Origin of the sequence: Paraburkholderia solitsugae (genome assembly GCF_013177695.1) — a bacterium.
In the GTDB taxonomy this organism is placed as follows: Bacteria; Pseudomonadota; Gammaproteobacteria; order Burkholderiales; family Burkholderiaceae; genus Paraburkholderia; species Paraburkholderia solitsugae.
This window is the reverse complement of the sequence record NZ_WOEY01000130.1, coordinates 112,239-125,803: the sequence shown is the minus strand read 5'-3', so window position 1 is coordinate 125,803 and position 13,565 is coordinate 112,239. Positions and strand designations below refer to the sequence as shown.

At 62.9% G+C, this 13,565-nt stretch carries 10 protein-coding genes; 6 read left to right on the top strand and 4 right to left on the bottom strand.

Going from position 1 to position 13,565, the window contains the following annotated elements:
- The first annotated feature begins 693 nt into the window (after nucleotides 1-693).
- On the top strand, nucleotides 694-1,320 hold the full coding sequence (locus GNZ12_RS33340; protein WP_172316259.1) for a phosphatase PAP2 family protein: 627 nt from the start codon (nucleotides 694-696) through the stop codon (nucleotides 1,318-1,320).
- Nucleotides 1,321-1,355: 35 nt separating this feature from the next.
- Here the strand turns inward: GNZ12_RS33340 and GNZ12_RS33335 are convergent, their stop codons facing one another.
- Nucleotides 1,356-3,242, bottom strand: coding sequence for an alpha/beta fold hydrolase (locus tag GNZ12_RS33335; protein WP_172316258.1), 1,887 nt, complete (start codon nucleotides 3,240-3,242; stop codon nucleotides 1,356-1,358).
- Between the two features lie 456 nt (nucleotides 3,243-3,698).
- On the opposite strand from GNZ12_RS33335, the gene GNZ12_RS44670 reads away from it, so the two are divergent.
- A complete protein-coding gene (locus GNZ12_RS44670) occupies nucleotides 3,699-4,283 on the top strand; it encodes a hypothetical protein (protein ID WP_235993956.1) in 585 nt (194 codons plus the stop codon).
- Between the two features lie 80 nt (nucleotides 4,284-4,363).
- Nucleotides 4,364-5,368 (top strand): hypothetical protein, encoded by a 1,005-nt coding sequence (locus GNZ12_RS33325; RefSeq protein ID WP_172316256.1) that lies wholly within the window; start codon nucleotides 4,364-4,366, stop codon nucleotides 5,366-5,368.
- 40 nt (nucleotides 5,369-5,408) lie between these two features.
- Here GNZ12_RS33325 and GNZ12_RS33320 read toward each other — a convergent pair whose 3' ends face one another.
- Together GNZ12_RS33320 and GNZ12_RS33315 are read right to left on the bottom strand one after the other, a co-directional pair.
- Nucleotides 5,409-6,488: a glycosyltransferase gene (locus GNZ12_RS33320; RefSeq protein ID WP_172316291.1), complete on the bottom strand. Its 1,080-nt coding sequence runs from the start codon at nucleotides 6,486-6,488 to the stop codon at nucleotides 5,409-5,411.
- Nucleotides 6,488-7,741, bottom strand: coding sequence for an oligosaccharide flippase family protein (locus tag GNZ12_RS33315; protein WP_172316255.1), 1,254 nt, complete (start codon nucleotides 7,739-7,741; stop codon nucleotides 6,488-6,490). The genes GNZ12_RS33320 and GNZ12_RS33315 overlap by 1 nt, the downstream gene beginning before the upstream one ends.
- A 349-nt stretch (nucleotides 7,742-8,090) precedes the next feature.
- Here GNZ12_RS33315 and GNZ12_RS33310 point away from each other — a divergent pair, with 349 nt between their 5' ends.
- Complete coding sequence (locus GNZ12_RS33310) at nucleotides 8,091-9,281, top strand: glycosyltransferase (RefSeq protein ID WP_172309681.1); 1,191 nt, start codon at nucleotides 8,091-8,093, stop codon at nucleotides 9,279-9,281.
- Between the two features lie 114 nt (nucleotides 9,282-9,395).
- Here the strand turns inward: GNZ12_RS33310 and GNZ12_RS33305 are convergent, their stop codons facing one another.
- Entirely contained in the window at nucleotides 9,396-10,544 is a 1,149-nt protein-coding gene (locus GNZ12_RS33305; protein WP_172309680.1) for an acyltransferase family protein, read from the bottom strand.
- Between the two features lie 282 nt (nucleotides 10,545-10,826).
- Here GNZ12_RS33305 and GNZ12_RS33300 point away from each other — a divergent pair, with 282 nt between their 5' ends.
- Together GNZ12_RS33300 and GNZ12_RS33295 are read left to right on the top strand one after the other, a co-directional pair.
- On the top strand, nucleotides 10,827-12,335 hold the full coding sequence (locus GNZ12_RS33300) for an O-antigen ligase family protein (protein ID WP_172309679.1): 1,509 nt from the start codon (nucleotides 10,827-10,829) through the stop codon (nucleotides 12,333-12,335).
- A complete protein-coding gene (locus tag GNZ12_RS33295; protein ID WP_172309678.1) occupies nucleotides 12,332-13,546 on the top strand; it encodes a glycosyltransferase in 1,215 nt (404 codons plus the stop codon). The genes GNZ12_RS33300 and GNZ12_RS33295 overlap by 4 nt, the downstream gene beginning before the upstream one ends.
- Nucleotides 13,547-13,565: the final 19 nt, after the last annotated feature.

Sequence of the window (13,565 nt, the reverse complement as noted above, 5' to 3'; positions counted from 1 at the left end):
GAACGTCACCAAATCAGGTGCTTACATCAGACAAACCACTTCTTGCCGGGCGGCAAGACCCGCCCGCATGTACTTTCCACTCGTCACCGCAAGATGGGGCGCGCGCAAACGACAGTCAGGCAATCTGTCGTGCGGGCCGTCACCGGCGATGAGGAAAGCAATGCGTACACCGCGAATTCTTCAACGGCTTCAACCAACCGTGCACGTTGACCACAACCTCAAGACTCCTTATGAGGAACACATTAAATCAGACGAATCTCGTCATATCTGACGCTACTTAGGGTTGTCCATTATGCGTCTCACCATCCGCCAAACTATCGCTCTTATTTGCGCCACACGCCGGGTTCGCTCGCCGCCGGCCGCAGTATTCCCTTACCAATCAACAGAGAACAATCAACAGAGAACGTTGAGATCACGCGGGGCAGTGTGGTATGCCGTCTACAGCGTTGTTGTCACGCGGCGCGCACCCGGAAAATCGATGCAGCGTGCCGGTCCCTGTCGGTTCCGAGCCGCACATAGCACATCACGCGATCATGTTATACGGACAAAACGGAACAACATGTGACAAGAGCGAACACCCAGGTAGCGTGACCACTAAGTGCAACAGGCACGCCTCTATAGCACCTGGATTTTCGCGGAGTGCGAAACAAGTTTGTGGAAAGTCAATCGACCTGTCTAACGTAGGGAGTTATTGTGCGGCTGCTATCTTATGTCACCAATTTCGGCGACCCTTACCTGACGTCGCTCCTTGCAGGCGTCGTCATGCTGTGGCTTGCAGCGACGCGGGCGTGGCGGCCACTGTTTGCCTGGACGAGCTGTTTCAGTGTGGGGGTATTGGCCGTGGCAGCGAGCAGGCTTGCCCACGCAGGATGGGGCGTCGAAATCCCTGCGCTGAATTTTGCGGTCATCAGTGGCCATTCCATGCTGGCCAGCGCGGTCTATCCTACGACCTTTGGCCTCTGCGCGACGCAGGCAAAACCACGCACGGTTGCGCTGGCTTACCTGTTCGGCCTCGCTTGCGCAGTGGCGATCGGTGTGTCGCGGGTCCTGATGGGCTTGCATTCAACCGCCGAAGTCGTGACCGGGTGGCTGCTCGGCACGCTGATCGCCGGCATGACATGGAGCCTGATGGGTCAGTCTCGCGTCCGAACCTTTTCAGTCGGAAAGTTTTCGATGCACGACTCCACGCCGTTCGCAGCGACCGCTATCGCGCTCATCGTGATTTGTCATGGCAAGATCGTTCCCGTTTCAAGCTGGATCGACAGCAACGCGTCCGAAGTGACGCAATGGAGTAAAGCGCAAGCGGTTGAAGCGCGCTAGACAGAAGCCAGAAGCGTGTCACGTCGCACGGGGTGTTACGCCGAGTTTTTGGCCCGCGAAGAACGTGCCGGCATGTCCGATTCGCGACTCGCACCTCGCTCTTTTCCCGCGCCGGTGCCGGCATGAGCGGGGCGCGATGCAACAGCGGCGCCGATCGCCTTCGGTACAGGGGAGATTTTCTCGTCCGTCGCGGCAGTAACGAACGCCGCGTATAGCAGTTCCTCGCATACGGCCGTCACATCTTCCCGAGCAATCCGGCTCAGCACCTCATGGTCCATGGTGCGGATCATGAGCACGCGCGCACGTGAGAGCTTTTTCAGGCGGCGGCCGTTCACGCCAAAATGCATATGCAGTTCGCCGAGACTGTGGTCTCGCGGGCTAAAGAGCAGACGAATGTGAACACCGTCTGCGCCCAATCGCTGAAACAGCTTGCGGGCCTCGTGACTTTCCGTGGCCGGGAACAGTGCTTCGCCGCTCCAGGCCGCCACCCTGTCCTGTACATGCGCAACGGCGTGCCGCCACATCGTGCGCAGGGCGGGTCCAAGCCGCGCCTCGCCGCGGATCACCTCGAGCCACTTCCCGGTGCGCACCATGGAGCGCAGATACACGCGCGGTGACCCTGGCCTGCGTTCGGCCGCGCTTTGCATCGTGCAGCCGTCCGGCAGGACGAAGGCGACCGGATTGATCATGATGAGTCCACGCACCGCGCGGTTCAGTCTCGTCGCCTGCAGCGCCACGTAGGCTCCCGCGCAGATACCGAAAACGACGACGTCGCGGTAACCGCGTCCAACGAGCCAATCCGCCGCGCGGGACAGGTCCTCGCCCATCGCATCGAGGATCGTTTGGCCCGGACCGGCGGTGCGTGTCGCGCCACCACTGTCGCCAAGCCCTTCGGCGTCGATTCGCAGCGACGCGAATCCGCGCTTGGCGAGCGCCCGTCCGAGCTCCACGCCAAAACGTCCGTCGCCGACGTGATGCGTGGCGGCCGTATTGGCGATAAGAAGTACGGGCGTGTGCTCACGCGCGGTGCGCCGCATGGCAGGCTCGCACAGGATGCCGAAAACGTTCCCGTCCCCCAGTTGCACCGGGTATTCCATCGCGGACCTGTTGACGAGCACCGGGCTCGCCTTAACCAGCACTGCCGGCGCTCGGACACACGGCTCACCCCCCTCCGACAGCCAATCCGCCACCCTGTCCAACAGTAACTCCGGGAGCTCGGTCAGCCATGCGGTCTGGAGTACCTGCGTGTAGTTTTCGAAGGCCATAGACTCCACGCGCGCGCCATTGCTTTCATAGTGGGCACCGAGCGCGTGAGTACCGTCGCGCTGGCCACTGTGAGCGATCAGGATCCGCTGAGCGGGTATTTGTGGTTCGTCGCACAGGTCGAGATCGCCGATCGCTTCGAGCGCCGCCGCACTGACCCGGTGGCCCATGATGTCCCGCGCCCCAGGCGGCGTGTGCTCATGATCTTCGTCAACACCTGCAGTCTGTCGCCAGGTCTGATTCAGGATGTTCATTTCGCGCCAAAAAAGACGCGTCGACCGAACCGGTGCGAGCATGGCAATGGATTCGATTTCGCGCTTGCGCGCCGCCCATGCAGCGACCGTTGCGCCTAAGCGAAAGCCCGCGAGGGAAACCCGCTCGATGCCGGTGACGCGCTTTAAGTAGTCGATTGCCTCGAGCACTTCGTCGGCCCAATCGGTGGGACACACCAGGCCTTCGCGATCAATGGAATCTCCTGTCCCTCGATAGTCGAAACGCAAAACCGGAATGCCACGTGCGGCCAGACGCTGCGCGAGTTCGCGCAGCGCTTGATGCAACCACATTGCCTCGTGTCCGAAGGGGTTGCAAAGCACCACACCCCTGTTACCGTCGGCTGGATGCAGCCAGCCAAAATGCCCATTGAAAATGACAGGTTTCATTTATCTGAGTGCTGATAGCGGTTAGCGTCTCGCGTCAGGGTTGGATTGCCGAATGGCATGCACGTTACGTCAGACAGTACAACCGTACCCAGTAAGCGCCGTTCTCCGCCTAAGTTAAGTGCGCTCTCACACACACGATCCGGCGTTCGAGTGGTCCGGTCATGTCACTGTGGCGAGCGCAGGGCATTGTGCAGACGGATGGGTCCGGGCGCAGGGCGCTACGATTACCGCGCTTCCCCCGCATTAAAAAAATGCGAATATGTCGTGATACGACTGCAGAATGGCGTTTTCGCGCGCTATGCGGCGCCTTCAGCCGACAAGGCCCGGTGTTACGCTCAAACAAGCAGCCTTCGCGGCAGTGAGCCGCCGTTTAGCGGCAGAATCAGCAGCCACGACAACATCCCGCGAAGCGCGATTGCCGGCGAACGGCGAACCATCGCTGCGGGAGCGACTGCGATGCGAATCAGAATATATATAGCATTGACGATAGGGGTGATTAGCAGTGCTGCCTTCGCATGGCAGCCGCTCGTCTATCCAATCCGAAGTCAAAGCGCTTATCAGCGCAGCATCGACACCGCGATGTGCTATGCCACGGCCAACAAGCAGGCCAAGATCAACATCGCGCACGAATCGCAGCTTCCGCCGCGCAAACCCGCGGCCACCAAAACATCGTCGACGGGTGCGCCGTCACGGCCCCCGTTGCCCCCCAGCAGTTTTTCAGCGACGCCGCCGGGCACCGGTATGCCCGCAGCCGCACCGGGTGCAAGCGAGCCCGCCGTGAATACAGCGACGGCTAAGACAGCCACCGCAGCGGCAACGAAGACAGCAAGTTCGACCACAGCGACGACCGCACCCGCAAGCGCAACGACCGCGGCCGCCACGCCGGCATCGGCCACCATCGCGGAAAACGGCGCCTCGGAGACAGCAGCGGCATCCGGCGTGAAGCTGCCGCCACTGCCGGCGCCCGAACCGCCAATGACACAGTACTGGGCCGCGTATGGCGCATGCATGCAGGCACGGGGTTACGTCGTCGCACAGTAATCCCGCTTGCAAGCCTCGTTGCGGTGCCTTGTTTTTCTTGATTGTGGCGCCGGTATTCGACGCCCACTTGCGAAACGGCAATGCTTAGCGACGTTACTTCCGATCAGCATGATCACCCCCAATGCGAGCACTGCGGTGCGCCGCTAGCCGGTCGCTTTACGCCATGCCCCCAATGCCACACGCGTCCGGTCGAGTCACTCGGCGCGCGCCCCACGCCCCCACCGCCCCTGCAAGTCCCGCTGGAAGACACCGAGCCGATGCTGCCCGCCCGGCTGATCACGCCGCGCATCTGGCGTCCCTCCTCGCGCGACTTAATCGATCCGTCCGCCGTCACTACAGAGTCGCCGGTCACTGCCCCCGCCTCGCAGAGACTGCGCCAGCCTTTGGTGCTCGGTGCGTCGGTAGTGGTCGTGGCCTCCGCCGTCTACCTCGGCTTCATTCACAGCAACGACTCGGTCGAGGGCACCCCCATCGCGGTATCCGGCAAAGTGAAAACCCAGAACGTCGGGCCGCCGCTTGCCGCTGCTCAGCGATCTGCGCCTATGTTCGTCGCTCAAACGCCGGTGAGGCCCGCCCCCGTGCGAACACCGCCTACCCCGCCACCGGCGTCTACGCTGCCGGTGCCAGGCCGCATGGTGACCGCATCGGCCGAGGCAAAGCGCAATCCAGGCGGCCAGACCAGCAAGCCGCCCGACAAACCCCGCGTGGATGCTTCGAAACAGATGGGAGCCGCCCGCGCCAATCTGCAGCAGAACAATCTGTCGGCGACGAAAGCACGCCTCGCGGCGGCTATCGCGGTACAGCCGGACAATCCCGAGGCACAGCGCATGCGCGCAGCGGTGGCCGAGCGTGAACAGCAGCGGGACGCGCTACTGAGCGTGGCACGCGGTTGTGGCTATATCGCGCGATGGGCATGCGTCTGGCACAAGGCCGGCGATGCGCTGCAACTCGATTCGAGCAGCAAGGAAGCCCAGTTGCTTGTCTCGCTCGCGCTGCGCGAGTCCGAAGTGGCGAGCGCGTGGCCACCGGCCTCCGCGCCCGAGGCGACACCCGAGGAACGCAGTATCGCCATCAGCCACCATTGAACGCGGCGCGCCACGGGCGCGGGTGAGATGATCAGGTGAACTAGCGAACCGATACCGCCAGATGACGACTGACCTGCTGCGCGATCGCCCGGTAGCGGGCCGCCGTCTCCTTGAGTGTCAGGCCGGCAAGCGAGCGTTGCGCCCTCGTCTGACCTAGCGCCACGACAATCGCCTCCGCGTAGGAAGGCACATCGTCCGTATCGACCAACTGCACGCCGGGAAATCCATTCGCAAACGCAAACGACGGAATCCTGCTCGCGACGATCGGGATACCGGAGGCCAGCGCTTCGAGAAACGCCACGCTATGTGCCTCACTGCGCGAGGGCATGACGAACACGCTCGACTCCGACAGCACGCTCGCCACGTCGGAGCGCGGTCCCGCCACCACGACACGGTCCGCGAGTCCCAACTCCCGCACGAGGCGGATAACCGCGCGCTGGTAATCCGGATCCTCGACCACGCCGTGCAGGACGAGGCGCGCGTCTGTCACCCGCTCGAGCACCTCGCCGAAGGCGCGCACCGTCAGAAGCTGATTCTTCTCCGACGCATAGCGCCCGATCTGTACAACCTCAGGCGCCCGGCCGCTACGCCCGGCGCCGTCGGTGAACGCGAAGCGCCCAAGATCGACACCGTTGGGCACCACGGTCATCGAAGGATGCGGCCCAATGGCCTGCACGTAGTCGGTCGCGCCTTGTTCCGATACGCTGATCACCACCCGCGCGCGTCCCGACAGGATGTGCTCGATACGCCGGAATAACGGCCGCTCGAAGTCGTTGATCGCCGAGTGCATGACATACACGACTGGCACCCGCAGCGGTAACGCGCGCGCGTAAAAAGAAGGAATCGTAGCGTGCGCAAATATCACGTCCGGGCGAAACTGCCGCACCGCGATGAACAGATTCCACAATTTGCCGGCGAGGCGGTGGCGCCGCGGCGGAAACAAGCACTGCACGCCGAGCTTCTGCAGATCGTCCTGCAACGGCACGAATTCGGCATGCACGGGTAGCAGCGAGGCCACACACACCGCCATGCCCTCGGCGCTTTGATCGATAGCCAGATCCTTCGCGAGGACTTCGGCGCCCGACAAACGCGGCGCCAGAAGCAGATGTAAGACACGCATCATGGAACCCTTGCAGTCAGGGTCCTGAAAAGCATCCACGCCGCGGCGCAACCCAGGCCAAACGTCATGGACCAGGCAATGCCCGTCACTCCCCACCAATGAACCGCCGGCGGCACGCTGACCACCAGCACAACGACCTGAATCAGCGACGCATGCACGGTTGCCTTCGCGTCACCCACCGCGCGAAGATAAGCGACCAGCACGGCGATCAACGCGCCGATTGCCATATTGATCACCAGAATTCTGAACAGCGGTACCGCAGGCAGCCAGGCCGCGCCGAGAATCAACGAGAAGAGCGGCTCGGCGACCCACCTCAGCACCTCGACGAACGCCGCCAACCCCATCGCGATCACGAGCAGGTAGAGCTTGATGAGCCTCGATGCCGACTGCGGACTCCGGCGATGATGCGCCGCGAACGTGGGGAACAGGTATTGCGACATGGCGATCGCGGCGTCGGCAAGCAGCATCTGCGCGAGCCGCGACGACATCTGATAGCCGCCCAGTTGCGCCGGGCCGAGCAGTTTGCCGACTACCACCTTGTCGAACTGGTTGAGCAGCAGATTGACCACACTGCTCGCCCAGATCCAGCGGCTGAAGCCCACGTACTGACCGATGCCCGACCAGACGGCGCGCATCGGAGGACGCGGTTTCATCGTCGCCCAGGTCAGGACGCTTTTCAGACTTTCAGCGGCCACGAGGCCGATCAGCACCGAGGCCGCCCCGGCACCGCAATAAGCGAGCGCCAGACCGGTCGAGCAATCGACAAATGCCGCGGCCACTTCGACGCCGGCAATATGCTGGAACCGCCGCTCGCGCTGCACGAGGTAGTACGTGGGCGATGCCAGTCCGCGCAGGAGCGGCAGCAGCGCCGCAAGCTGAATCAGCACCAGTGAACCGTTGAGATGAAACTGGCTGCTCAGCAATGGCGCGAGCGCGACCAGCAGCAGCGAGATGAGCACGCCGCGCGCGGTCAGCGTCGTCCACACCGCGCCGAGTTGCGAACGCGTCGGCGGATGTTCGCCTTGAATGACTGCTTGCGCGAGACCCGTGTCAGACAACGCCTCGGCAATCGCCACCGCGAGCAAGGCCACGCTCACGCTGCCGATCGCCGCCGGCCCGAGCATCCTGCCGATCGCAAGAAATTTGATTGCTACGAGTCCACGCACGGTGAACTGCTGCAACAGCACCCACGTCGCCGCGCTCGTGCCAAAGCTGGCCGCTATTGAGAACGCCGGAAGCCTGATCGCCCGCAAGCTGTATCTCCGTCGAATCGGAGCGCCGCTGAATCGGCCACACGCAGCGATTCAACGCATCGCTGCGAAACGCCGCTGGCGCAAAATAGTGAGGTCGCACCAGCAAGCTGGCGAGCTTTTTCATCGAATACTATGTATGACCTTACCGCGAGAGAATCGGCGACAACCGCCATCAGCTAGGCCGGTTCAGCCGAACCCATTGCGGACTAGTACGTTGACCCACAGAACGGGTCAAATAGACAGGTCCACTGCCGCCGCCGATGCTAACGTTGTTCCGCTAGCGCCCCCAGACTGGCGGCGCGAGGGTGCCTTTTCACAACGCATTCGACCACTGACGACCACCGCATCGATGGAACAAGACTACGTCCTGATTGTGGAGCCCAACCTCACCGGCCATCGCTGGCGCTATGTCGAATGGACCATGCAGGCCTGCACGGAAGCGGGCTATCCCTGCATGCTCGCGACGGAATCCGGCAACGAAGACCATCCGCTCGCCAGACAGATCGTCGCTGCGAACCGCGCGGATCTGCAAATCGCGTTCGTCGATCCCGACGAACGGCCACGCGGGCTGCTGCGCCAGTCGAACCAGTACTCGCGCTTTCACCGCTATTTCAAGCGCGTGCATCGGGTCGTCAGCCGTGCGCAACCGATCAGGCTGGTGGTCGTGCCCTATGTCGATTACTTCTTCTACGGGCTGCCGTTTCTCGGCTCGCCGTTCGGCAAGACGCCGTGGATCGGTATCACGATGCGCTCGACCTTCCATCATCACAAAGTCGGCATCAAGTCGCCGGATCGACCGGTCGTGAATGCGATCAAGGCCCTGCTTTTCAAGCGCGCCGTACGGACCGCCGGACTGCGCGCATTGCTGACGATCGACCCCACCTTGCCTGAGTGGTCGGCGCGCAGCGCCTCGAAGTCCAGCGCGGCCATCGCCTACGTTGCGGACCCGTTTCCCGACGAGCAAGCGGAAAATCCGGTGCTGGCCCGCGAGCGGCTCGGACTGGACCCCACGCAACGTTATCTGTTGGTGTACGGTTCGATCACCGAACGCAAAGGCATCTACGAACTGGTCCACGCGTTGACCCGTCTGGAGCATGCGCCCACGCTGATCGTCGCCGGTGAGCAGGACGCGGGCACGCGCCATTTCATGCGTAATCATGTGCGCAGCCTCACGCCCGCACCGCTGATATTGGACTCGTTCATTACGAACGACGTCGAGCGCGATCTGTTCTCCGCCTGCGACGCAGTCTGGCTAGGCTACAAGGGACACTATGGAATGAGCGGCGTGCTCGTGCAGGCATACCGCTTCGGCAAACCCGTGATTGCAACCGAAGACGGACTGATCGGCTGGTTCAGCCGGCGTTGCGAGCTGGGACCGATTCTGAGCGACCTGAGCTCCGCCTCGATTGGCCGTGCGATCACCGAGACGATGACCTCGTGGCCGCACGCGCCGCAAGCCGTGCCGGCGGAACGCGAAGATCTGCTGTCGCGGCATACGCTCCGGCAATTCAAGCAGACCTTGCTTCAGCAGATGGCCTGATCCGGCAACACACCGTTCGACACACGACCACCTCGGCAAGAGCCCTCGGAGGCTGGCGCTACGCGCCAACCCACAGCCAGCGGCAGCGGGGCCGGCCGCACGGGCTGAAGGTGATCAGGACAACTGGCCGCCCGCAACAGGTACTTCTTCCCGCACCGAACTGCTGCGCTTTTCAGGGAACATCGCATTGCGCATACGCAGGAACGGATACTCGATCGCGCGGGTCGTGACATAGCCAATCGCAATCGCGAAAGCGAACTGCGCGGCGAGCGCCACAATCCAGATCACGCTCGGGGCAAGACCCATGGCGGTCGCTTTGCGAATCAGCATATCGCCGGGGGCGAGCGCAAGCGAATGCCACAGGTAAATGCCGTACGAATAGAGGCCGATCCAGGCAATCCCGCGATATACCCACGACGAACGGAGCGATCCCGAATACTCCAGCACGAACACAATCAGCGCGGCGAAACCGATCGCCTGAATCGTATAACCAATGCTTTCGTCGAGCGCGAAGTGTGGCGTCGCAAAGGCGAGCCACGCGCATAGCATCACGATGCAGGCGACCAGCAGCCACTTGCGCTTCGCAAGTTGATGATAGACGCCTGGTTTCATCCAGTAGATCGCGGACAGAATCACACCAACCAGCAAACTGTCGATGCGGTATTGCGTGTACGCAAATGCCCCTTCCAGGTTGCCGCCCGCCACGGCGAAGCAGCGCGCGGTGAGCACCACCGTGCAGATTCCGGTGAGCACACCGACAATCGTCCACGCGCCGAGGCGCCAGCGCGCGAACATCAGCAACAGCGCCGGCAGAACGAGATAAAAGTGTTCTTCGACCGCGAGGCTCCAGGTCTGGGTAATCGAGGTACCCAGATAGTTCTGCAGGTGGGTCAGATTCTGGACCAGAAAGGTATTCCACGGATGGCGCCCGGCCAGCACATGAAAGGCGATCAGGATGTAATACGCCGGCCAGATGCGGAAAATCCGCCGGATGATAAAGCGCTTTGCGTCGACGTTGCCTGTTTCGGCGTACTGTCGAAGCAGCAGGCCGCCAACCAGAAAGCCGCTGAGCGTAAAGAACAGATTGACACCTTCACGCCCAAAGTTCTTCAGGGGGTACTCGATGATATGGATCAGGAAGTTGTTGGTATGAACAGCGTGAAAGTGAAAGCCCATCACCATGATAATCGCGATGCCGCGCACGAAATCCAGCTCGATGGCCCGGCTGCCCGTTGCGGGTCCCGCCCCGCCAAATAATTTCATGTTGTTCTCCCCTGTCACCATTCGCGGGCGCATGTCCCTTTTTGCATCTTCGGTGCCGGCACGCGTGCGTGCGCGCCAACATCAAGGCATTGACCGACAACATGGGGAAGTGTGCGCGCATCTTGCAGGGACCGCCCTTGCCACTGTCGCCAGAACCCAGGCAATCGGCGACGAAACCGACCGCGCGCAATCGCCAGGCGGGGTTCTTCCCGCACAATGACCCGATGCGAGACCGTCCGCTATAGACCAACGGCGGATCGACAGCACGGGGAGGAATCAGCAATGCGCCATCAGTATGCGACGCTCTGGATATGGTTTTTTCTGTTACCGCTGGCACTGGACTATAAAGCGACCGACGCCAACGTAGGCCACTTCGCGCAGACCGCGCTGGTGGTGCCGGCAGTCGCCACCGGGCTCGCCCTTTTGCTGATTGCGCCACGCTTTCGCGACCGCTCGCGGTTGCGCTCGGTGGTCACCTTCAGCATGTTGCTGTGCGTGTTCGGCAGCATCGTCGCCCAGTTCATTCAGGATAACGACACGGGCAACTACCTGCGCGTTGTGCTGCCGTTCGCGCTGTTTCTGTTGGGCTATCTGGTGGCCTGCCGTCCATGGAGCGAATACAGAATCTCGCAGTTCGAGCGAGCCCTGTTCTTCGCCAACGTGATCTGTCTCGTGTTCACCTTCGTCTATGGCATGACGACTGGCATGGCGGCGCCGGGGGGCGATCTCGAGGACGTCCGCTTCCGCATCATCTCCGTGACCTTGCTCGGGCTGCAAGGCGTGCTGCTGCACGAATTCATCGTCGCCAAGCGCTTTTCGTTTTTCACGATCGCTGTGTTCGCCGGCACCGTGATCGTCGAGTTGCTGAGCGTCACGCGCAGCTTGCTGGTCGGCGCCGTATTGCTGTTCCTGCTCGCCATGGCGCTGTCCGCGCCGTCGATCCGGCAGATCTGGCGCGCGGCCGCCCGCACGCTAATCGTCAGCGCCGTGCTGGCCGGCGTGGCCGCCATCGCGGCGTTGAGCTTTCCGGCCATCGCCGAGCACTGGACAGAGCGTATCTTCGCGTCGGAGGAAACCGTCACCGGCAAGGACCCGACCACCGTCACCCGCCTCGCCGAGATGCGCGATCAGTATGACCAGGTGACGGCGTCGCCGGAAACGCTGTTGTTCGGCGCAGGCTACGGCCACTACTATCACTATTCCCCCGTCTATCTGCCGGACCTCGCCGGCCAGATCAGCGAGCAGGACTTCTACGCGATCAACGAATGGGCCGCGGGTCACAACTTCTGGGTCTATCAACTCTTCGCGGGCGGATTGCTGTTCGGCGTCGCCATGCCTTTGGCGACCCTCGTCGCCCTGGCGGTCTGCTTCTGCTCGTATCGCTATTGGCGCTCGGTGGTTCCGGACGCGCCCATGCTGCCGGTGCTGGGACGCGCCATCATGCTGTTTGCCGGGCTGCCGGCCATGTCGATCGGCGGCAATCCGCTCGGGCCGCGGTTCTCAGGGCTGGTGTTCGGCGTCGCCCTCGGCCTGATGATTGCCACGCACGCGCGATTGCAGCGCGCGCTGCCGGCGCGGATTAAACGCGTGCGGACTCCACCGCATTTGCGCCCGGCCGCCATGCCTGAATTGCCGGGCAGAATCCAGCCCGGCATGGGCCGTGCCGATCTCGCCACCGCCCTCGGCATGTCCCGCGCGGCAACCGCCGCGCCCGGCTCCCGCCCGTACGGCGCCCTCGTGTCGCGCACCCCGTCGACGCAACGCCCCAATCGACCGAAACTCGCCCGATGAAAATCCTCCATCTGCTTGCCAGTATCGATCCCCGCGCCGGCGGCCCGGTTGAAGGCGTGCGACGCAGCGGCGTAGCGATGCAGGATGCCGGGCACGAAATCGAAGTGGCCACCTGCGATGCCCCCGGCGACGCCTACCTGGCAGCCTTTCCGTTTCCGGTCCACGCGTTCGGCCCCGTCAACAGCCGCTACAGCTACAGCGCACAACTCGCGCCGTGGCTCGCCGCCAACGCGAACCGCTTCGACGCGGTCATCGTGCACGGCTTGTGGCAATACCACGGCTTCGCGGCATGGAAAGCGCTGCGCCAAAGCGAGGTGCCCTACTACGTGTACGTGCACGGCATGCTCGACCCGTGGTTCAAACAGGCTTACCCGCTCAAGCATCTGAAGAAGTGGCTGTACTGGCCGTGGGCCGAATACCGGGTGTTGCGCGACGCACGCGTCGTCATCTATACGACTGAGGAAGAGCGCGCCCGCGCGCGTCAGTCGTTCTGGCTGTACCGGGCGCATGAGCAGGTCGTGCCGTACGGCACGAGCGTGCCGCCGCTTGAAGCCGCGCCCTTGCGCGAAGCCTTCCTGCAAGCCGTGCCCGGCTTGCGCGACAAACGCATCGTGCTGTTTCTTGGCCGCGTGCACGTGAAAAAAGGCTGCGATCTGCTGATCGATGCATTCGCGCGCGTCGCCAGCCGCGACCCGTCGCTACATCTCGTCATCGCGGGTCCCGACGAGGCCGGCTGGGTGGCCAGTCTGCGCGCCCAGGCCCAGGCAGCCGGTATCGCGCACCGCATCAGTCTGCCGGGCATGCTGCAGGGTGATCTCAAGTGGGGCGCGTTTCATGCCAGCGACGTGTTCGTTCTGCCCTCGCATCAGGAGAACTTCGGCGTGGCGGTTGCGGAAGCGCTCGGCTGTGGACTGCCGGCGCTGATCTCCGACAAGGTCAACGTGTGGCGCGAAATCGAAGCGGACGGTGCGGGAATGGTTGCCGCCGACACGGTCGACGGTACGGAAAAGAATCTCCTGCGCTGGCTCGAACTCGACGACATCGCGCGCGCCACCATGCGCGCTCAGGCGGTCCGTACTTTCGAAGCACGCTTCCGGGTCGAAACCATGGTCAGCGCGTTGACCGCTTTGCTGGAATCGAAGGGCAGCACCGGCGAAACGCGTGAAAACACGCTTCCCACGCTGCGCGAAGCCACTCAACCGAGCCGGTGACCGTACGCCACCGGGCGCA